Here is a 19,224-nt window from a genome sequence, read left to right as displayed (position 1 = left end):
AGTCTGATTAGTAGTCGAAGCGTACGGACGTCAGTGGCTTGCTGGCGGCCGTCGAAATTATGAAGAGGAGACGATGGTGCTACTGGGACGGCTCGGTGAGGCAATTGCCCGATCACGCGTGGTGGATCGCGGATTCAAGGTCGGCGGTGTGGGGTTGGCGACCTCGGGGTTCGCACATTTCGTGGCACCCGGCCCGTTCGTGGCGATCTCCCGATTTGTGTTCCCGGAGGACACCGACAATTGGGTCAAAGTGAACGGTGCGTCGGAGGCCGCGATCGGGCTCGCGTTGCTCGATTCGCGGACCAGGACAGCTGGCGTGATCGGCCTGTTGGTCTACTGCGCCTATCTCGGTGACCGTGCTGCCACTGCGATCACCGGCCAACTTCGGGCCGGCGGCCAGGTGTCCGAGCCGACCTTCGCGGACTAGCTGCACGATGCCCACAAGTGAGTCGGTCAACGCACTGGTTCTCCTGGGATTTGACCCGTACCGAACTCGTGGAGCTGGCATCCGGAGTCGTACTCGCGGGTATTACCTCGCGGCCTCCACGAAGCGCACGCTGGCGAGTCACGCCCTATCACACATGTGAACAGCCGAAAGCGAAGGCGACTGAACGATGGAATTGACCTCAAGCTCCACTAAACGGGCAGCTCAACTGGCAAGACTGCCGATCGGCCTTGCCGGTCGGTCGATGGTCGGGTTCGGTCGACGACTCGCCGGAGCCGACAATGCGACCGTCACTGCTGAATTGCAGGCGAAAACCGCGGAGCAGATCTTCAGCATCGTCAGCGAGCTGAAGGGTGGAGCCATGAAGGTCGGACAAGCACTTAGCGTGATGGAGTCCGCGGTTCCGCCGGCATATGCGGCACCTTATCGGGAGGCATTGGCGAAGCTTCAGAACGAGGCCTCGCCGATGCCGGCCGCGACCGTCACGCAGGTCCTCGACCAGCAGCTGGGCACCCGATGGCGTGAGCGTTTCCTTGAGTTCGATGAGGTGGCGGCAGCGTCCGCGAGCATAGGTCAGGTACATCGCGGGGTCTGGTCTGACGGACGTCCGGTCGCGGTGAAAATCCAGTATCCCGGTGCTGATGAAGCGCTCGTCGCCGACCTTAAAACGCTTCGGCGGATTGGCGGTCTTCTGTCCGCATTCGCAGGTGGCACCGACGTCAAGGCGATCATCAACGAATTGTCCGAGCGCACGCTCGGCGAGCTCGACTATCGCGCTGAAGCCGACAACCAACGCCGATTCGCGCAGGTGTTCGCCGACGACGAGAACGTTCGGATTCCGGCTGTGGTCGCGAGCGCACCCAAGGTGGTCGTCAGCGAATGGGTGGATGGCGTCGGCCTGCGCCGGGTCATCGAATCGGGCAGCCGGGCGGAACAGGACAGGGCCGCACGACTGCTCATCGAGTTCGAACTCAGCTCGCCCCGCCGGGTAGGCCTACTGCATGGCGACCCCCATCCGGGAAACTTTATGATTGCCGAGGATGGGCGGCTGGTCGTTCTGGATTTCGGAGCCGTCGCGGAACTACCTGACGGTTTTCCGGCCGCTGTCGGACGTATTCTGCGACTAGCACGCGATCGGCGTCACGACGACCTGCTGATAGAACTCGCCGCCGCAGGATTCGTGCCCAAGGGGGCAAAAGTCACTGCCGACGAAGTCACGGCGTTTCTGGCGCCCTTCGTCGACCCGCTATACACCGACGAGTTCACATTTACTCGACGATGGTTGCAGCGGGCGGCGGGGAAGGCGACCGACATTACTAGTGCGGAATACCGGACCAGTCATCGATTGTCAGCTCCACCCGAGTACACGATGCTATTTCGAGTATTGCTCGGCTTCATCGGAATAAGTGCGCAAATGGAGGCATCTGCACCATTTCGCCGATTGGTCGAGAAATGGACGGACCCCGAACCCGACGACCGCGGCTAGTTCTTGTGCAGCGCGTCGTTCAGTGCGATGCCGTCGCCCTTCCACGGCACAACTTCGACGGCGCCGGTCGAGGAATTGCGGCGGAACAGGATATTCGACTGCCCCGCGAGGTCGCGGGCCTTGACCACGGTGCCGTCGGGGCCGGTGACCTTGGTTCCTGCGGTGACATAGAGACCCGCTTCGATGACGCAGTCGTCGCCGAGGGGGATACCGCACCCGGAGTTGGCGCCAAGTAGACAGCGCTTACCGAGGCTGATGATCTCCTTGCCACCGCCCGAGAGGGTGCCCATCGTGGACGCGCCGCCGCCGATGTCGGAGCCGTCGCCCACGACGACACCGGCCGAGATTCGCCCCTCGACCATCGATGCGCCCAGCGTGCCGGCGTTGAAGTTGACGAAACCTTCGTGCATCACGGTGGTGCCGGGTGCGAGGTGTGCTCCGAGGCGAACTCGGTCGGCATCGCCGATGCGTACGCCGCCGGGTGCCACATAGTCGACCATCCGCGGGAACTTGTCGATATGCGAGACGGTCACCGGCCCGCGGGCGGCACGCAGACGGGCTCTAACCTGCTCGAATCCTTCGACCGCGCACGGGCCGTGATTGGTCCACACGACGTTGGCGAGCAATCCGAACTGTCCATCAAGGTTGGCACCGTGTGGTGCTACCAAGCGATGCGACAGCAGGTGCAGGCGCAGATAGACGTCGTAGGCATCAGTCGGGGCTTCGGTGATATCGGCGATATTGGTGCGGATGGCGACAGTCTTGACGCCGCGTACGTCATCGACGCCGACTAGTTCGCGAAGGTAGTCCGGAGTGTCCGCCTCATCGAGTACGACGGTCCCGGTGATGTCGATGGTGGCCAGCTCGGGCTCGGGGAACCAGGCGTCGAGCACCGTGTGGGTGTCGGCACCGGTGCCGTTGGTCAGGGTGGCGATTCCGATCGCGGATGCTCCATGCGTAGTCACGAGCGCCGAGTTTACCGGGGGGAGTCAGGCGACGGCGAAGTGTCCTGGGGTAGCGCCGCATACAGTTCGACACCGTTGCCGTCCGGATCGGTAACACTGGCGTAGCGCTGCCCCCAGAACGCGTCGAACGGCTCCAGATAGGTGTGCGCGCCGGCCGCGACGAGTACACCAAAGACCCGGTCGACATCGGCGGGGGAGCCACAGTCGAAGGCAAGGGAGACACCTTCATTCGGGCTCGACGGAGGAGTCCAATTCGGCTGGAACGATTTGGCCACAGCGTGGGTGTCGAACATGAGCCGGAACTCGCCGATATATGCCTCCACATGCATCGCCTTCTCAATGCCGTCGGGGAACTGATCGTCTGAGAATGTCAGGCCGCAGTGCCGGTAGAACTCGACGCTGGCGGACATATCGGCGACGAGTACGGAGATGGCGTTGAATCGCGGAGTCGGCGTCATGTGGGTAACGGTAACCGCACACACCGACAACACGGGAAAACTTGTGGGGTACCGGCGCACGGTCCGGGAGCGTCGACCCACGGTAGCGTCTAGCTATGCCTCTCGATTTGTCCGCCGATCCGGCGCACCTGACCGCGGCCCTGATCGACATCGCAAGCGAATCCCGTGACGAAGCGGCTATCGCCGATGCCGTTGAAGATGCATTACGTACGCAGACAAGGGGTTTCGAGATCCTCCGGAGCGGAAATCGCGTCCTCGCGCGAACCGATCTAGGTCGCGAGAGTCGAGTAGTCTTGGCCGGCCATCTAGACACGGTGCCGATCGCCGGAAATGTGCCGCACCGCCGCGAGACGTCTGTCGATGAGGGCGATGTGATTCACGGCTGCGGCAGCGTCGACATGAAATCCGGTGACGCGGTCTTCCTTCATCTGGCCGCGACACTGGATAACCCGCGCCATGACCTGACACTGATCTTCTACGACTGCGAAGAAATCGCCGCGGAGTACAACGGACTGGGCGTCATCGAGCGTGAGTTGCCGGACTGGTTGGCCGGCGATGTCGCGATCCTCGGCGAACCGACCGGCGGTCTCATCGAGGCGGGGTGTCAGGGGACGTTGAGAGTCGCCGTGTCGGCGTCGGGCCAGCGTTCCCATTCAGCGCGGGCATGGATGGGGGACAACGCGATTCACAAACTGGGCGGTCTGCTGACAACGTTGTCGGAGTATCAGCCCCGCCGCGTGGACATCGACGGCTGCGAATACCGAGAAGGGCTGTCGGCGGTCGGGATCACCGGCGGCGTCGCGGGCAATGTCATCCCCGATGAATCGTCGGTGACCGTCAACTTCCGGTTCGCACCCGACCGCAGCGTCGAGCAGGCGACCGAACATGTGCGTGACGTCGTGTCATCGGCTCCGGGCGGCGAGCAACTCACCGTGACGGTGACTGACTCAGCGGCCGGTGCGCTGCCCGGACTGGCCAATCCGGCAGCGGCCGAACTCGTCGCTGCCGCCGACGGCAACTTCCGCGCGAAATACGGCTGGACGGACGTCTCACGATTCTCCGCGCTGGGTATTCCAGCGGTGAATTACGGGCCGGGCGACCCCAACCTCGCCCATCGCGTTGATGAGCGGGTACCAGTCGCCCAGATCGACACCGTTCATCGAGTGCTGCGGAACTACCTGCGATAACTCCCGTCACGCCGAGGTCCTTCGTCGCGGCGTGGGGAGGTGCCGTCGTAGGTCCGGTTCCGACTACGCTTGCGGCCATGCCCATTGGACAATCGCCCGATTCAGAAGCGATCGACGAATCGTCGCCCGACGAAGGCTGCTATGTAGGCCCGATGCGGGTGCGCCGCACCGCCGACCAACTGGCGATGACAACCGATCGTCGGCTACTCGACGCCAGCCAGCGCACCGCCGATGCGAGAGCCCAACGCGCACAGAAGGATCCGTGGCGCGTGCTGCGGATCCAATCGGAGTTCGTAGCCGGATTCGACGCCTTGCGCGATATCGGTGAGGCGGTGACCGTTTTCGGCTCGGCCCGAATTCAGCCCGGAACCGAGCTCTATCAGCTCGGCGTCGACGTCGGCGAAGCGCTGGGTCGCGCCGGATTTTCGGTGATCACCGGCGGTGGTCCTGGTGCAATGGAGTCGGCCAACAAGGGGGCGTATCAGGCTGGTGCTCAATCAATCGGCCTCGGCATCGAGTTGCCATTCGAGCAGCGCCTTAACGAATGGGTCGACGTCGGACTGAACTTCCGCTATTTCTTCGCCCGCAAGACGATGTTCGTCAAATACGCCCAGGGTTTCGTCTGCTTGCCAGGCGGATTCGGCACGCTAGACGAACTGTTCGAGGCATTGACCCTGGTGCAGACCAACAAGATCACCAGGTTTCCGATTGTGCTTGTCGGACAAGAGTTTTGGTCGGGACTGATTGACTGGATCAGGAATGTTCTGGTCGCCGAGAAGATGATCGGCGCCGACGACATCGACCTATTGCATGTCGTGGACACACCCGATGAGGTAGTCGAGGCGATCGCCCGGACGCGTCGGGAATTGGACCGACAGGCAGCGGAGCAGTGAGCGCAATCTGTGTCTACTGTGCGTCTGGTCCGGTAGGCGAGCAGTATCTGGCTCTCGCGGGCGAATTAGGAACCGCACTCGGCGGTGCCGGGCACTCGCTGGTTTCCGGTGGCGGCAACGTCTCGATGATGGGAGCGGTCGCGCGTGCCACCCGCGCCGCCGGCGGCCGAACTATCGGCATCATTCCGCAGGCGTTGGTCGACCGGGAGGTCGCCGACACCGCCGCCGACGAACTCGTCATCACCGACACGATGCGTCAGCGCAAGGCGATGATGGACGACCGGGCCGATGGATTCATTACGTTGCCTGGCGGCATCGGCACGCTGGAGGAGCTATTCGAGACGTGGACCGGCGGCTATCTCGGTATGCATGACAAGCCGGTGGTGCTGCTGGACATCGATGATTTCTACGCACCGCTGCTGGATTGGCTGGAGAACCTGCGCGGACGGGGGTTCGTCCAGGAACGCGCGCTGAATCGACTGCTCATCGCGAAAACGGTGACCGAGGCGATCACACTTGCTACTGCTCGGTAAGATTGCCCACATCATCGCGTCCACCTGTAGACACGTACGGAGCACTCATTGACCACCACTGCGTCAGCCAACAAGGTCGGCATTGCCGATATCGCCAAAGGTCTAGTCGATATGGCACCGTCGGTGCCGCTGATCCTGCGCCATGCGCCAGGCCTGATCCATCGCCCGGCCGATGCCAAACGGACTATCGGCCAGGTCTTTCAGAAACACGCCGCCGCCCATCCCGACCGCCCGTTCGTACGCTTCGAGGGCAACTCGACCACCTACGGTCAGGCCAATCGGACCGTGAACCGCTATGCGTCGACACTGAGCGGACTCGGCGTCGGTGAAGGCGACGTAGTCGCGATCCTCGCGAAGAACTCCACAACGAGCCTGCTCCTGATGCTCGCGTCGGTGAAACTTGGTGCGGTGGCCGGCATGCTCAATTACAACCAGCGCGGCAAGGTGATCGAGCACAGCATGTCCCTACTCGGGGCCAAGGTGCTCGTCTGGGACCCGGAAACGTCCGAAGCATTGGACTCGATCCCCAAATCGGTTCTGCCGGAACACGTTTTCGACTTCGCCGCTTTCGACGAGGCATCGCAGGGGCAGTCCGAGGTCAACCCCGCGATCACCGAATCCCTCCCCGCGTCGACCAAGGCGTTCTACATCTTCACCTCGGGCACAACGGGTTTGCCCAAGGCCAGTGTGATGAGCCATAACCGCTGGCTGGCCAGCATGGCCGGGATCGGTGGGATGGCCGTGCGTCTGCGGCATAGCGACACCCTTTACGTTCCGCTGCCGCTTTATCACAACAATGCACTGTCGGTGTCGCTGTCGTCGGTGTTGGCAGCGGGCGCATGTATCGCCATCGGTAAGCAGTTCTCGGCGTCGAAATTCTGGGATGACGTAATTCTCAACCGCGCCACCGCGTTTTGCTACATCGGCGAATTGTGCCGCTACCTGCTGGCGCAGCCTCCGAAGAAGACCGACCGCCTGCATTCGGTGCGCCTCATCGTCGGCAACGGAATGCGACCGGAGATCTGGGATGAATTCGCCCAGCGATTCGGCATCGAGCGGATCGTCGAATTCTACGGTGCAAGTGAACTGAATCTCGCTTTTGTCAACGCTTTTGGGGTCAAACGCACAGCAGGTTTCTGTCCGCTGCCCTACAAGGTCGTGCAATACGACGACGAGACCGGTGAACCGAAGCGCAACGGGTCGGGCCGTCTGGTTGAAAGTCCTAAGGGCACACCAGGTTTGCTGATCGCAGAAATCAGCGATCGAGTTCCGGTCGACGGCTATACCGATTCGGCTGCCACTGAGAAGAAGATCATCCGGGACGCCTTCTCCACTGGCGACTCGTGGTTCAACTCCGGTGATCTGGTGCGCGAGCAGGGGTTCAAGCACATCGCGTTCGTTGATCGACTCGGCGATACCTTCCGATGGAAGGGCGAGAATGTCGCGACAACGGAGGTCGAGGGGGCCGTCGACGGCCACGAGTGTGTCGAACAATCGGTGGTCTACGGTGTCGCAATTCCCGATTCGGACGGTAAGGCGGGGATGGCCGCAGTCAAGCTGCGCGACGGTGCGCAGTTCGATCCGGCCAGCATTGCCGAGCATCTGTACAAGACGTTGCCGGCCTATGCGTTACCGCTGTTCATTCGGCTCGTCGACGAACTCGAGGCCACCTCGACTTTCAAGAGTCGCAAGGTTGAACTTCGCGAGGATGGCTATTCGGGAACCGGCGACGACCCGGTGTATGTGCTCGCCGGCCGCAAGGACGGCTACGTCGAGATTTACGACGACTACCCGGCCGACGTCGCCAACGCCCGCGCTCCGCGCGGGTAGGACGGCGTCGGCGCGCCGGTCGGACGGTCGTATGCTTGCACTACCCTCGGGCGTATGACGACTTCGACGACGCAGACACTATGCGGTCGGCCGGTGGCATCGGATCGGGCGCTGGTGATGGCGATCGTCAATCGAACCCCGGACTCGTTTTACGACGCTGGGGCGAGTTTTGCCGACGACGCCGCCCAGGCCCGGATCGCGGAGGCGGTTTCGGCTGGCGCTGACATCGTCGACATCGGTGGAGTCAAAGCAGGACCGGGAGTCGAGGTCGACGCGGCAGCCGAAGCCGCCCGCGTCGTCCCGTTCATCGGATGGGTGAGGGAGAACTTCCCGGATCTGCTGATCAGCGTCGACACCTGGCGTGCCGAGGTCGCCGACGCCGCGTGTTCCGTCGGTGCGGATCTCATCAATGACACCTGGGCGGGCGCAGATCCGGACTTGGTGAAAGTGGCTGCGGCACATCAGGTCGGCATCGTTTGTTCACATACCGGCGGCGCCGCGCCGCGTACGCGCCCCCATCGTGTTCGCTATCCCGACGTGGTCGGCGAGGTGGTCGCCGAACTCACCGCTGCCGCTGACCGTGCCGAAGCGGCCGGGATACCGGCGGATTCGATCCTGATCGACCCGACACACGACTTCGGCAAAAACACCCATCACGGGTTGGCGCTTTTGCGCCACGTTGACGCCCTGGTTGCGACCGGTCGTCCGGTGCTGATGGCGTTGAGCAACAAGGATTTTGTCGGCGAAACACTGGGTGTCGACCTGCGCGAGCGGGTTGCCGGGACTCTCGCCGCGACTGCCCTGGCCGCCGAACACGGCGCCCGGATATTTCGGGTGCACGAGGTCGCGCAGACGCGTCGTGTGGTGGATATGGTGGCGGCCATTGCCGGGCAGCGACCGCCGATGCGGGCAGTGCGGGGCCTCGCGTGAGCGTTACCCGACCGCGGCGCATCGATTGGTCGGCGGTCGAGGATCTGGTGGCCGCCAAGGACGGTCGTACCGTTTCGGTGGTTCTGCCCGCTCTCAACGAAGAGGCAACCGTTGGTGAGGTGGTCGCGTCGATCCGACCACTGCTCGGCGGTCTCGTCGACGATCTGGTGGTGATGGATTCGGGCTCGACTGATGCGACCGCGCAGCGTGCCGCCGCAGCTGGAGCGCGCGTGGTGACGCGGGAGGAAGCGGTACCGTCGATCGCTCCGGTCCCCGGCAAAGGCGAGGTGCTCTGGCGCTCGATAGCCGCGACGACCGGCGACTTGATCGTCTTCGTCGACTCCGATCTCATCGATCCCGATCCGATGTTTGTGCCCAGGCTCGTCGGCCCGCTGCTGGCCGATCGGTCGGTGCAGTTGGTCAAGGCCTACTACCGCCGTCCGCTGCGCATCGGCGAGAACCGCGACGAGGGTGGCGGCGGCCGAGTCACTGAACTTGTTGCGCGCCCCCTGCTTTCATCGCTGAAGCCAGAACTGGGCACCATCATCCAGCCGCTCGGTGGTGAATACGGCGGTACTCGTGAACTGTTGAGCTCGGTGTCATTCGCGCCGGGTTACGGCGTGGAAATCGGCCTACTGATCGACGCATACGATCGTTGCGGCATCGATGCCATCGCGCAGGTCAACCTCGGCGTGCGCAAACATCGCAATCGGAAGCTCACCGAGTTGGGTGTCATGAGTCGCCAGATCGTCGGTGTACTGCTGCGCCGATGCGGAGTAACCGATTCGGGTGCCGCGCTGACTCAATTCGTCGAGGTCGACAGTGAAGCGGACAGCGCGGGGGACCAGGGAACGGGTCGGTCCGGCGATATCCCGCAATTCATGCGATCCGATACTGAAGTGAACTTGACCGACCGGCCACCGATGGCGACAGTGGTGCCGGCGTCGGCCGGTCGCGCCGGGCGAGAGTCGATCCACGTGACACCATAGAAGTTATGACGACGCTCCTGCTGTACCTGCTCATCATGGCGGTCGTGGTGTCGGCGCTGTTCGTGGTGGTGTGGTTTGTCTTCGGTCGCGCTGAAGATCTTCCGCCGCTGGAACCGGGCACCACGCTCACCCGATTGCCCCGCGATTCCATCACCGGCGATGACGTGCGGGCAGTGCGTTTTCGCCTGGTTCTGCGTGGATATCGGCAGACCGAGGTGGATTGGACGCTGGAGAAGTTGGCCCGCGAACTCGATGAACTGCGCGCTCTGACCCAGACGCTTCAGGCTCGTGACGGTGTTGATGCCACACTGGCGCGGGCGCCGGGGGCGCCGTCGACGCGGGCCGAAGACGACCGGAACTGACTACCGAGTATGATTGTGGGGGTGTGCTGCGGGTTTGCCCGTAAGTCACTACCGAAGATCACATGGCCGCCCCATCGCGGTCAGAGGAGGGAGTTCGGCAAATGGCGGCGATGAAGCCACGTACCGGTGACGGCCCGATGGAAGCGGCCAAGGAAGGACGCGGCATTGTCGTCCGGATTCCCATCGAGGGAGGCGGGCGCCTGGTAGTCGAGCTGACTCCCGACGAGGCGGCAGCGCTCGGTGAAGAGCTGCGTGGAGTCACCGGCTGAGTGATCCGCTCACGCGGGTCACGCGATTTCTGACCTGCCCGGTGTGTACGGGGGAACTAAGTGTCGTGGCCCTTCGCGGCGATGCTGCTCCGGGTGTGTTGGGTTGTGGGATTGGTCATCGCTTCGACGTCGCGCGGCAGGGATATGTCTCACTGCTGTCCGGGGCGCACCGCGGACTGGCATCCGATACCACTGAAATGGTCGCGGCGCGTACAAGAGTCCTGAGCGACGACGGCCCGTTCGCGCGGCTCAGAGCGCGTATCGCGGACACGGTCGCCGAGGTAACGGTCGGCGGTGCCACTGACGAACAGGGGCCGGCGGTACTCGACGTTGGGTCGGGGACCGGGCAATACGTCGCGACATGTCTGGACCGGCTGCCGATGTCGGCGGGTATCGGAATCGATCTGTCCAAAGCCTGTACACGTTCGACGGCCCGCGCGCATCCGCGATTGGCCGGCGTTGTGGCCGATGCTTGGTCCCGATTGCCAGTGGCCGATTCATCGGTGCGCACGGTGTTGTCGGTTTTCGCGCCACGTAACGTTGCGGATTTCGCGCGTGTGCTGCGCGGCGACGGGCACCTCGTGGTCGCGGCGCCGGAGGCGAACCATCTTGGCGAATTGATTGAGCCGATGGGCATGTTGCGTGTCGGCGAGGATAAATACGACGGGTTGTTGGCGGCGACTCAGGGTCGCTTCGTCGCGGTCTCGTCGGAGGTCGTCGGCTATCGGCCCCAAGTGTCATCCGCACAGGTTGTCGACTTGGTTGCTATGGGCCCCAGCGCATTTCACAGATCGGTCGACGAAATTACCTCTCGTGCAACCGCATTCGCCGGATCGGCCGGGGTATCGGTGACTATCGCCGTGCGCCTGACGGTCCTACGTCCGGTGTGACCGGGTAGGCGTCAAGTACAGATCGATAGACTGCGAGAGTCTGTTCGGCGATCCTCTCCCAGGAGAACTCGTCGCGTGCCCGGATCCGTCCGCGTTCACCCATCGTCGCGGCTACCGCTGGCGCCGCCACCACCGCATTGACCGCGTCGGCGAAGGCGTATTCGAAGCCGGTGGGGTCGGCGGGGTGGTACGGCACGAGCGTCCCGGTCACTCCGTCGTCGACGACTTCGGGGATGCCGCCCACTGCTGAGGCGACGACAGCGGTGCCACAGGCCATCGCTTCAAGGTTGACGATGCCCAACGGCTCGTAGACCGATGGGCATACGAATACTGTTGCCGCACTAAGTATTTCACGAATGCTGGCGCCTGGAAGCATCTCCTGGATCCAGAAGACGCCCGATCGCAGCGCGTCGAGTTTCGCTACCTCCGCTGTCACCTCGGCTTCCAGTTCCACCGTATCCGGCGCGCCGGCGCAGAGCACGAGTTGGATCTCGGGGGCGAATCGGGCCGCGGCCCGAACCAGGTGTGCGACACCCTTCTGTCGGGTGATTCGTCCTACGAACGCGACGATCGGTCGTGTCGGGTCAACGCGGTGGGTGGACAATACCGACCCGGGAGTGAACGGGTCGTCAACGCGAAACCAGCGTGAGGTATCAATACCGTTGCGCACCACATGAACTCGCTCCGGCGCGATCCGCGGATAAGTGGCGCATACCTCGTCGCGCATTCCTGCGCTGACCGCGATCACCGCCGCGGCGTACTCCATCGCATTGCGTTCGGACCAGCTCGAGACCTGATAGCCGCCACCAAGCTGCTCGGCTTTCCACGGGCGGGAAGGTTCCAGTGAATGTGCGGTCACCACATGCGGGATCGAATAGAGCAGGCTCGACAGATGTCCGGCCAGCCCGGTGTACCAGGTATGCGAATGCACCAGATCGGCGTCGGCGAGCGCGGAGGTCATACGCAAGTCTGCTGAGAGAGTCGCGATCGCGGTGTTGGCGTCGGTCAGTGCCGCGTCGGGCTGATAGGTGAAAGCGGTGTCGCGCGGGACGCCCATCGCGTGTACGTCCACCTCGGTGAGGCTGCGGAGGTTGCGAACGAGCTCAGTGACGTGAACTCCAGCACCGCCATAGACCTCCGGCGGGTATTCGCGAGTGAGCACAGCGACTTTCGGGGAGCGGCCGGCGGGGAAAGTCATGCCTACGACGCTATCTCTCCGCATCGCGATGCGCGCGACAGTTGGCCGGACCGTGTCGGTGGTACGAGAAATACTCGGGCAGTTTCGGCCGCGCGGTGGCCGGTAGGACGGTGTACGGATAAGTTGAACGAGTGAGTTCTGGACCGAATGTGCTCGGAATCGTCCTGGCCGGTGGCGAAGGCAAGCGGCTCTACCCGCTGACCGCCGATCGCGCCAAACCGGCTGTGCCGTTTGGGGGTGCGTATCGACTCATCGACTTCGTACTTTCCAACCTGGTGAACGCGGGTTACGAGCGGATCTGCGTGCTCACCCAGTACAAGTCTCATTCACTCGACCGACATATCTCGCAGACATGGTGGTCGTCTGGTTTCCACGGTGAATACATCACTTCGGTCCCGGCGCAGCAACGCCTCGGGCCGCGCTGGTACACAGGCAGTGCCGACGCGATCCTCCAATCGCTGAACCTCGTCTACGACGAGGAGCCGGAGTACATCGTCGTATTCGGCGCCGATCACGTTTACCGCATGGACCCCTCACAAATGGTCAATGCGCATATCGCCTCCGGTGCCGGGGTGACCGTCGCCGGGATTCGGGTACCAAGGTCGGAGGCATTCGCATTCGGCTGCATCGACGCCGACGACAGCGGCCGCATCACCCAATTTCTGGAGAAGCCGAGTGACCCGCCCGGCACTCCGGATGATCCCGACGCCACCTTCGCGTCGATGGGGAATTACGTCTTCACCACCGAAGCACTTATCGACGCTATCAGGGCAGATGCCGCCGATCCGGACTCCGACCACGATATGGGCGGCGACATCATTCCCGCCTTCGTCGCGCGCGGAGAGGCGAATGTCTACGACTTCAAGGACAACGAAGTGCCGGGAGCGACCGAACGCGACAAAGGATACTGGCGGGACGTCGGGACCCTTGACGCGTTCTACGACGCGCATATGGATTTGGTGTCAATCCATCCCGTCTTCAACCTCTACAACCGTCGGTGGCCGATTCGCGGCGAGACACATAACTTGCCGCCGGCGAAGTTCGTGCGCGGCGGACTCGCGCAGGACTCTGTCGTCGGAGCGGGGTCGATCGTGTCCGCGGCGACGGTGAGTAACTCCGTTCTGAGCTCCAATATCACCGTCGGCGACGGGGCAGTAGTACAGGGAAGTGTGCTTATGCCGGGTGTGCGAATCGGCGCGGGAGCCGTCGTGCGCAACGCGATCCTGGACAAGAATGTGGTGATCGCAGACGGAGCCCAGCTAGGAGTGAATCTCGAACATGATCGTCAGCACTATGCAGTTAGCCCGGGTGGCATCGTGACGGTGGGTAAGGGTGTTCGGATCGAGTAGCGCGACCCGGCTGGGGGTGGCTCTGGGGGTGTTCGCGGCGCTGTGGTCAACGTCGGCGTGTACGACCGAGGGCACCGCACATCGGGTGCCAGGCACACTCGTCAGCACGGTCGTCGGATCGTGGACCGGCAGTTACACCTGCGCGCAGGGATCAACGAAACTGACCCTCACCGTCGAAGCGGCCGCTGATAACGGGACCAACCGAGCGGTCTTCACCTTTGGCCCCGGCGGCACCGATACGGCGTCGAGCGGTAGTTTCGCGATGACGGCGGCCGACGACCAGGTCGGCGGAATCGCTTTTACCGCAACGGAATGGATCGTTGCCCCGCGCAACTACGTGATGGTCAACGCACAGGCGGACAAAGTGTCGTCGACGCAGATGAGTGGCACAATCAGCGGCGAGGGATGCACGACGTTCTCGGTGACCAAGTCGACCGGGGTCTGACGCGACGTCGGGCGGGCCGGAGACTGGAATCTGCGCGGCGAGGTTGTGCAAGGGAACTGTTCCCTAGCCGACGTTGACTCGGCAGACTTCAGCCGGACAGGAATCTGCGCCCCGACGTCTGCTACCCGTTCACCAGAGCCAACCCGGCCGCGATAAGCGGCGTCAGGGTTATGTCGTCGGCATCGGTTGGCAGGTCGTCGACCGGCCACCACGCCAGGTCGACCGATTCGTCGCTGCGCGTGGGCTCAGGCAGCTCGCCCGACGAATCCCGTTGTGTTACAGCACAGAACTGCACGTCGAGATGGCGGGTGGGAACACCGAGCGAGCAGGTGATCGGATGGGTGTGCAGCCGCGCGATCGACGGCCGGCCGCTCGGCGATCGGGCTAGCCGCAGTCCCGGCAATCCCGACTCCTCGGTCGCCTCGCGTAATGCCGCCGCGTCGACCGACGGATCCTCGGGTTCCATATGTCCGCCCAACTGCACCCACCGCCCGATCCGCGGATGCAACGTCAGCAACGTGTGCGTGCCGCGATCGTCCAGGACAAGCGCCGACGCCGTCAAGTGTCCCGACGCCGAACGACGAAGGCAGGCATCGGGATTCGCGGCAAGAAATGCGAGATAGGTGTGTCGAAGCGAGTCCTGCCCGATGTCCCCAGTGGTCCACTCCGACAGCAATTCGACGGCGGAGCGCGCCAATACCCGGCCCGACGAGTCAGTCACCGGCGCACTACCCACTCATCGATCGGCGCGGGCGGACGCGGTGTCAGCGCGTCGTCGGGATAGCCGATCGCTATGGCCCCCAAAGGTTCCCAGTCGGCATCGAGCGCGAGCGTCGACCGCACCGCAGCCGGCGCGAAGATTGTCGACCCGACCCAGCAGCTGCCGACGCCGCGTACCGACAGGGCGACGAGCAGTCCCTGCACCGCAGCGCCCGCCGCGACGGTGAACATTGTGTGTTCGGCCGCCCGACGCCGCTCGTCCGGGTAGTCGTGCGCGCCATCGGGAACCAGGCACGGAACGACGAGTTCGGGTGCGTCATAAAGGATCTGACCGCGGCGCAGACGCTTCTCGATGGATTCTGGTGTCTTCGCGTCGTCGGTAAGATCGGCGCGCCAGGTCTGCGTCATCGCGTCAAGCATCGCGCGCCGCCGTTTACCGTCACGGACCCACACGAAGCGGACCGGGTGTGTGTGGTGCGGGGCGGGAGCGGTCAAGGCATCGGCGAAAGCGGCGTTCATCACTTCCTCGTCGACATTGCCTTCGACGAACCGACGCACTGAACGGCGAGTCAGTAGCGCTTCGCCCCGGCCCTGTAGGAGTGCCTCATCGGTCCCCAGCCGGAACAGATCCTCCTCGCCGGACCGGACCAGCGCCCGCGCGGTCGAACCGTCGTCGCGGGGCTTCAGGCCGCGAATCACCGCGACCGGCACGCCGGCGAGCTTCCCTTTCACGAGATCGGCTGCCGCGGCGATCTCGTCGGCCACCGCGATGTCGGTGACTATCAACGGATTTCCGTAGTCGTCGACGCCGCCTTCGTACGGATGGCTTACCGCGATACCCGATGCGCCGATGGCGACGTCTGTCTGACCGTTGCGCCAGGCGCGACCCATGGTGTCCGTCACGACGACGGCCACGTCGACTCCGTGCTCCTGCCGCAACGCGCTACGGGTGCGGGCCGCGCTGGCGTCGGGATCGACTGGCAGCAGAGCCAATTGGTCCGACGGCACATTCGATCCGTCGACGCCTGCTGCCGCTTGGACGAGTCCGTATGCGTTCTCGGTGATCAGCGTGCGGTTCTTGCGCGCCAACACCCGGACGGACTCTTGTTCGACAAGCTTGCGACGCAAGGCATCTCGCTCGTCGGGATCGGTCGGCGCTGACACCATTCGCCCCTCCGTCTTGGAGAAGATCTTGCTGGTGATCACCACGACGTCGCCATCGGCGAGCCAGGGGGCCGCCGCGGCGATCTCGGCCGCGACATGTGAACCCGGTCCGAATTCGCCCAGTCCGGTCACCGGCAGGATTCGCAGTTCGCCGCTCGCGCGATGATCGGAGATGGCCGCTGCCTTGTCACCGGTCACCGGTCCGCCTCCGGCATTGTGACGCCGACGAGTTCTGCCGCTGCGACAACCATTTTCGCCGTGGTCACCGGATCGGTCATCAGCAGCGGTGCGGTACCGATGGCGATCCCGTCGACCTGCGCGGAGTCGCCGTCGGCGATCAGCCAGCCGTCGATGAGTCCATTGCCGCTGCGCGCTCCGTAGTGTTCGGCGATCGCCTGCGCCGTGGTTTCCACCCCGATCACGGTCAGGCATTCATCGGCCATGCCCCGCAGGGGTTTGTTATCGATGACCGGGGAGATGCCGACCACCGGTGCGGTTGTATTACGCAGGGCCGCACGTAGTCCCGGCACGCTCATGATCGCACCGATCGACACGACTGGATTACTCGGCGCGAAGAGCACCAGATCGGCATCGGCGATGGCATCGACCACGCCGGGCCCGGGTTTTGCTTCCGACCCCACCTGGGCGAAGCCGAAAGTTGGGATCGCCGCACGATGTCGGACCCACCATTCCTGGAAGTGGATGGCCACCCGCTCACCGTCCTGGCCGCCCGGCTTGGACACCACGACATGCGTTTCGTGACGGTCCTCGGTGGCGGGCAGGAGTCGGACGCCGGGTTGCCACCGCTTGGATAGGGCTGCGGTCACATCGGCGAGCCGATAGCCGGCCTCAAGCATCTGGGTGCGGATCAAATGGGTCGCCAAGTCGCGGTCGCCCAATCCGAACCAATCTGGGTCGGCGCCATAGGCCGCGAGTTCTTCTTTCGCATGCCATGTCTCGTTCTGGCGTCCCCATGCGCGCTCGGTGTCGATGCCGCCACCGAGTGTGTACATACAGGTGTCGAGGTCCGGGCAGATGCGTACGCCGTGCATCCACGCATCGTCGCCGACATTTACGATTGCCGTGATTTCATGGGCCGCTGCTTGATGGTCGGAGTCGGTCGGGGGGAATGGCGTTACGCCGAGTAGTTCTCGAACTCCGAGCAGGAATCGAGCCCCACCAACGCCGCCGACGAGCACAGTCACCTTCACGAGGGTTCACTGTAGTGTGGGTCGTTCGTGGCGGCGCTGCCCGCTCCGTCGCCACCTGACCTCAGGTACGTGTCGAGCCCGGTTTTTACCGAAAGTCGGTGGTATAAAGCAAATTTTCCACTTTGGCTTGACCTGGGTACCCTTACGAGTATCTAATAACAACAGTGTCATTCCGGTTTTCGATATCGAGAATGTTGTGTGAGACTTCGCTGTCTAACAACATATTCGACAATTTGTTCGAAGTATCGGATGTTGGGTTTACACCCAGACGCTAGCGTGCGAGTGGAGAAGTTGTACTAGTGCGAGAAAATGCCCCCGGATGGGCGTCAGAAGTGACCAGTGATTGACGAAAACGATACTTCCAAGGAGGCGCCGGCGATGGCTTTTGAAAACCGCATCGGCAATGCCCTTGAACCGCACTGCAATACCCATGAGTTCAACACTCCGCTTCATCCCGCCGACCCGGGCGTGGACGCGGCGGGGGCTCGTAAGCATTTGTCGTTGGTACCCAACGACTTTGATCAACTGTTTGATGCGGTCGAGGAGCAGTGGCAAGAGCGCGCGTTGTGTGCGCAGACAGACCCAGAAGCATTCTTCCCTGAGAAGGGCGGATCAACCCGCGAGGCTAAACGCATCTGCCAAGGGTGTGAGGTCAAACCGGAATGCCTTGAGTTCGCGTTGCATAACGATGAGCGCTTCGGCATCTGGGGCGGACTCTCCGAGCGGGAGCGTCGTCGGCTCAAGCGCGGCATTATCTAGAACCACGTCGGCCCCGGCCGGCTCAGTTTCAAGGTTCGTCGTGCCAGGCGACGCTGTTCGACGATCCCAACAGGATCATTCCTCGGGACCTCGGTCGACAGTTTCCTCGTCGACGCCCAGATAGGTTGCGATCTGTTGCACAAGAACTTCGTGGACCAGGTCGAGTAAGTCGTCGCCACGTTTCGCGCGGCTCTCCAGAGGGCGCCGAAACAGGATGATGTGTGCCCGCGTTGGGCTGCCTTGGATGTCGATTCCCGCGTGGATGAGGCGTGCCAGCGGCACATTTCCGTCCGCGGTGACTTCTTCGGGCCATTCGACACGTTCGGTGTCGCGGGGAAGCATGCGCGGGATGTCGTCAACTGCCACGTCGAGGCCCGTCAGGCGCTCTCGCCAGCGGATATCTATATCGGCGAAAGCTTCCAAGGCGACCGCGTCGAATACGTCGGCTCGCGATCGCCAGGCTGGCACCTGTTGGGGTAACAGAGGGCTCCTGAGCCCCCGGCCGCGCCGGTCACGTCGCCGTCTCGGCGTTTGCCGGGCCGACGGCCGCGCGAGGGGTTGTGCGCGGGAACTGCGTCGGCTGGACATGGATATGGAGTCTAGATCCACTCGGGTAAATCGGTGAGGTTCGCCCGTTCGACGGTGTGTCAGCGACTGTCATCGGGGTTGTACGGGATAACCTCTACGAGTGAGTTCTCCTCGTCAGTGCCGCCGCCCGGGCTGCTCGCGTGCCGCCGTGGCGACACTGACCTTTGTCTACGCCGAGTCGACCGCGGTGATCGGGCCCTTGTCCACCAATCCGGAGCCGCATGCGTGGGACTTGTGTGTTGAGCACGCGGAAACCATAACGGTGCCGCGTGGCTGGGAAATGTTACGTAGCGAACGCACTTTCAGCGCACCACCCGAAGATCTGGAATTGACCGCGTTGGCGGAGGCAGTTCGCGAATCCGGTAAGGCAGTGGGCAGTGTGCCGCTCGATGGCCTCGATGACTTACCGCTGCATCGTTCCGCATCATCGAGTGCCAATGCTCGCTTCGACCGGATGGCACCCGCTGAAGGTGGGCGCCACCGTGCGCCGGTCAAGCCGCGTCCGGGTCGTCGCGGACATCTACGGGTACTTCCCGATCCCGTCGACTAGATC

At 63.3% G+C, this 19,224-nt stretch carries 22 protein-coding genes; 15 read left to right on the top strand and 7 right to left on the bottom strand.

Annotated elements, in window-relative coordinates:
• The first annotated feature begins 73 nt into the window (after positions 1 to 73).
• Positions 74 to 427: a hypothetical protein gene (locus AAFP29_RS20390; protein WP_419219231.1), complete on the top strand. Its 354-nt coding sequence runs from the start codon at positions 74 to 76 to the stop codon at positions 425 to 427.
• Between the two features lie 187 nt (positions 428 to 614).
• Positions 615 to 1,931: an ABC1 kinase family protein gene (locus tag AAFP29_RS20385; RefSeq protein ID WP_419219230.1), complete on the top strand. Its 1,317-nt coding sequence runs from the start codon at positions 615 to 617 to the stop codon at positions 1,929 to 1,931.
• Here AAFP29_RS20385 and dapD read toward each other — a convergent pair.
• Positions 1,928 to 2,896 carry a 2,3,4,5-tetrahydropyridine-2,6-dicarboxylate N-succinyltransferase gene (gene dapD / locus AAFP29_RS20380; protein WP_419219229.1) on the bottom strand — a complete coding sequence of 323 codons (969 nt, stop codon included), beginning with the start codon at positions 2,894 to 2,896 and terminating at the stop codon, positions 1,928 to 1,930. The genes AAFP29_RS20385 and dapD overlap by 4 nt on opposite strands.
• A gap of 11 nt (positions 2,897 to 2,907) precedes the next feature.
• Positions 2,908 to 3,354: a VOC family protein gene (locus AAFP29_RS20375; RefSeq protein ID WP_419219228.1), complete on the bottom strand. Its 447-nt coding sequence runs from the start codon at positions 3,352 to 3,354 to the stop codon at positions 2,908 to 2,910.
• A 95-nt stretch (positions 3,355 to 3,449) separates the two neighbouring features.
• Here AAFP29_RS20375 and dapE point away from each other — a divergent pair, with 95 nt between their 5' ends.
• The 9 genes from dapE to AAFP29_RS20330 all read left to right on the top strand — a co-directional run bounded on the left by dapE (position 3,450) and on the right by AAFP29_RS20330 (position 11,237).
• Positions 3,450 to 4,541 (top strand): succinyl-diaminopimelate desuccinylase, encoded by a 1,092-nt coding sequence (gene dapE, locus AAFP29_RS20370; RefSeq protein ID WP_419219227.1) that lies wholly within the window; start codon positions 3,450 to 3,452, stop codon positions 4,539 to 4,541.
• Positions 4,542 to 4,618: 77 nt separating this feature from the next.
• A complete protein-coding gene (locus AAFP29_RS20365; RefSeq protein WP_419219226.1) occupies positions 4,619 to 5,434 on the top strand; it encodes a TIGR00730 family Rossman fold protein in 816 nt (271 codons plus the stop codon).
• Positions 5,431 to 5,967, top strand: a complete 537-nt coding sequence (locus tag AAFP29_RS20360; RefSeq protein WP_419219225.1) for a TIGR00730 family Rossman fold protein — start codon at positions 5,431 to 5,433, stop codon at positions 5,965 to 5,967. The genes AAFP29_RS20365 and AAFP29_RS20360 overlap by 4 nt, the downstream gene beginning before the upstream one ends.
• Positions 5,968 to 6,015: 48 nt before the next feature.
• Positions 6,016 to 7,797, top strand: a complete 1,782-nt coding sequence (locus tag AAFP29_RS20355; RefSeq protein ID WP_419219224.1) for a long-chain-acyl-CoA synthetase — start codon at positions 6,016 to 6,018, stop codon at positions 7,795 to 7,797.
• A 54-nt stretch (positions 7,798 to 7,851) separates the two neighbouring features.
• Entirely contained in the window at positions 7,852 to 8,727 is an 876-nt protein-coding gene (folP, locus tag AAFP29_RS20350; protein WP_419219222.1) for a dihydropteroate synthase, read from the top strand.
• The gene (locus tag AAFP29_RS20345; RefSeq protein ID WP_419219220.1) at positions 8,724 to 9,716 is read left to right on the top strand and encodes a glucosyl-3-phosphoglycerate synthase; all 993 of its coding nucleotides are present in this window, start codon (positions 8,724 to 8,726) and stop codon (positions 9,714 to 9,716) included. The genes folP and AAFP29_RS20345 overlap by 4 nt, the downstream gene beginning before the upstream one ends.
• Positions 9,717 to 9,721: 5 nt before the next feature.
• Positions 9,722 to 10,078 carry a DivIVA domain-containing protein gene (locus AAFP29_RS20340; RefSeq protein WP_419219218.1) on the top strand — a complete coding sequence of 119 codons (357 nt, stop codon included), beginning with the start codon at positions 9,722 to 9,724 and terminating at the stop codon, positions 10,076 to 10,078.
• Positions 10,079 to 10,179: 101 nt separating this feature from the next.
• Entirely contained in the window at positions 10,180 to 10,347 is a 168-nt protein-coding gene (locus AAFP29_RS20335; protein ID WP_007320197.1) for a DUF3117 domain-containing protein, read from the top strand.
• Between the two features lie 41 nt (positions 10,348 to 10,388).
• Entirely contained in the window at positions 10,389 to 11,237 is an 849-nt protein-coding gene (locus AAFP29_RS20330; protein WP_419219216.1) for a methyltransferase domain-containing protein, read from the top strand.
• Here the strand turns inward: AAFP29_RS20330 and glgA are convergent.
• Entirely contained in the window at positions 11,200 to 12,435 is a 1,236-nt protein-coding gene (glgA, locus tag AAFP29_RS20325; RefSeq protein ID WP_419219214.1) for a glycogen synthase, read from the bottom strand. The genes AAFP29_RS20330 and glgA overlap by 38 nt on opposite strands.
• Positions 12,436 to 12,566: 131 nt before the next feature.
• Here glgA and glgC point away from each other — a divergent pair, with 131 nt between their 5' ends.
• Both glgC and AAFP29_RS20315 read left to right on the top strand, forming a co-directional pair.
• A complete protein-coding gene (glgC, locus tag AAFP29_RS20320) occupies positions 12,567 to 13,784 on the top strand; it encodes a glucose-1-phosphate adenylyltransferase (RefSeq protein ID WP_419219212.1) in 1,218 nt (405 codons plus the stop codon).
• Entirely contained in the window at positions 13,768 to 14,229 is a 462-nt protein-coding gene (locus AAFP29_RS20315; protein WP_419219210.1) for a hypothetical protein, read from the top strand. Before glgC ends, AAFP29_RS20315 begins: the two co-directional genes overlap by 17 nt.
• Before the next feature lie 121 nt (positions 14,230 to 14,350).
• Here AAFP29_RS20315 and AAFP29_RS20310 read toward each other — a convergent pair whose 3' ends face one another.
• From AAFP29_RS20310 to cofD, 3 genes are read right to left on the bottom strand one after another with little or no spacing between them, the layout of a single operon-like run.
• Entirely contained in the window at positions 14,351 to 14,950 is a 600-nt protein-coding gene (locus tag AAFP29_RS20310) for an NUDIX hydrolase (protein WP_419219209.1), read from the bottom strand.
• Positions 14,947 to 16,311: a coenzyme F420-0:L-glutamate ligase gene (locus AAFP29_RS20305; RefSeq protein ID WP_419219208.1), complete on the bottom strand. Its 1,365-nt coding sequence runs from the start codon at positions 16,309 to 16,311 to the stop codon at positions 14,947 to 14,949. The genes AAFP29_RS20310 and AAFP29_RS20305 overlap by 4 nt, the downstream gene beginning before the upstream one ends.
• A complete protein-coding gene (gene cofD, locus AAFP29_RS20300; protein WP_419219207.1) occupies positions 16,308 to 17,324 on the bottom strand; it encodes a 2-phospho-L-lactate transferase in 1,017 nt (338 codons plus the stop codon). Before cofD ends, AAFP29_RS20305 begins: the two co-directional genes overlap by 4 nt.
• 495 nt (positions 17,325 to 17,819) lie before the next feature.
• Between cofD and AAFP29_RS20295 the strand changes: the two genes are divergently transcribed.
• Complete coding sequence (locus AAFP29_RS20295; protein ID WP_419219421.1) at positions 17,820 to 18,083, top strand: WhiB family transcriptional regulator; 264 nt, start codon at positions 17,820 to 17,822, stop codon at positions 18,081 to 18,083.
• Between the two features lie 75 nt (positions 18,084 to 18,158).
• Here AAFP29_RS20295 and AAFP29_RS20290 read toward each other — a convergent pair whose 3' ends face one another.
• Positions 18,159 to 18,671 carry a metallopeptidase family protein gene (locus tag AAFP29_RS20290; RefSeq protein ID WP_419219206.1) on the bottom strand — a complete coding sequence of 171 codons (513 nt, stop codon included), beginning with the start codon at positions 18,669 to 18,671 and terminating at the stop codon, positions 18,159 to 18,161.
• 100 nt (positions 18,672 to 18,771) lie between these two features.
• On the opposite strand from AAFP29_RS20290, the gene AAFP29_RS20285 reads away from it, so the two are divergent.
• Positions 18,772 to 19,221: a DUF3499 domain-containing protein gene (locus AAFP29_RS20285; protein ID WP_419219205.1), complete on the top strand. Its 450-nt coding sequence runs from the start codon at positions 18,772 to 18,774 to the stop codon at positions 19,219 to 19,221.
• Positions 19,222 to 19,224 lie beyond the last annotated feature (3 nt).

Origin of the sequence: Gordonia sp. CPCC 205333, from assembly GCF_048537885.1 — a bacterium.
In the GTDB taxonomy this organism is placed as follows: Bacteria; Actinomycetota; Actinomycetes; order Mycobacteriales; family Mycobacteriaceae; genus Gordonia.
This window is presented reverse-complemented; position numbering and strand designations above follow the sequence as displayed.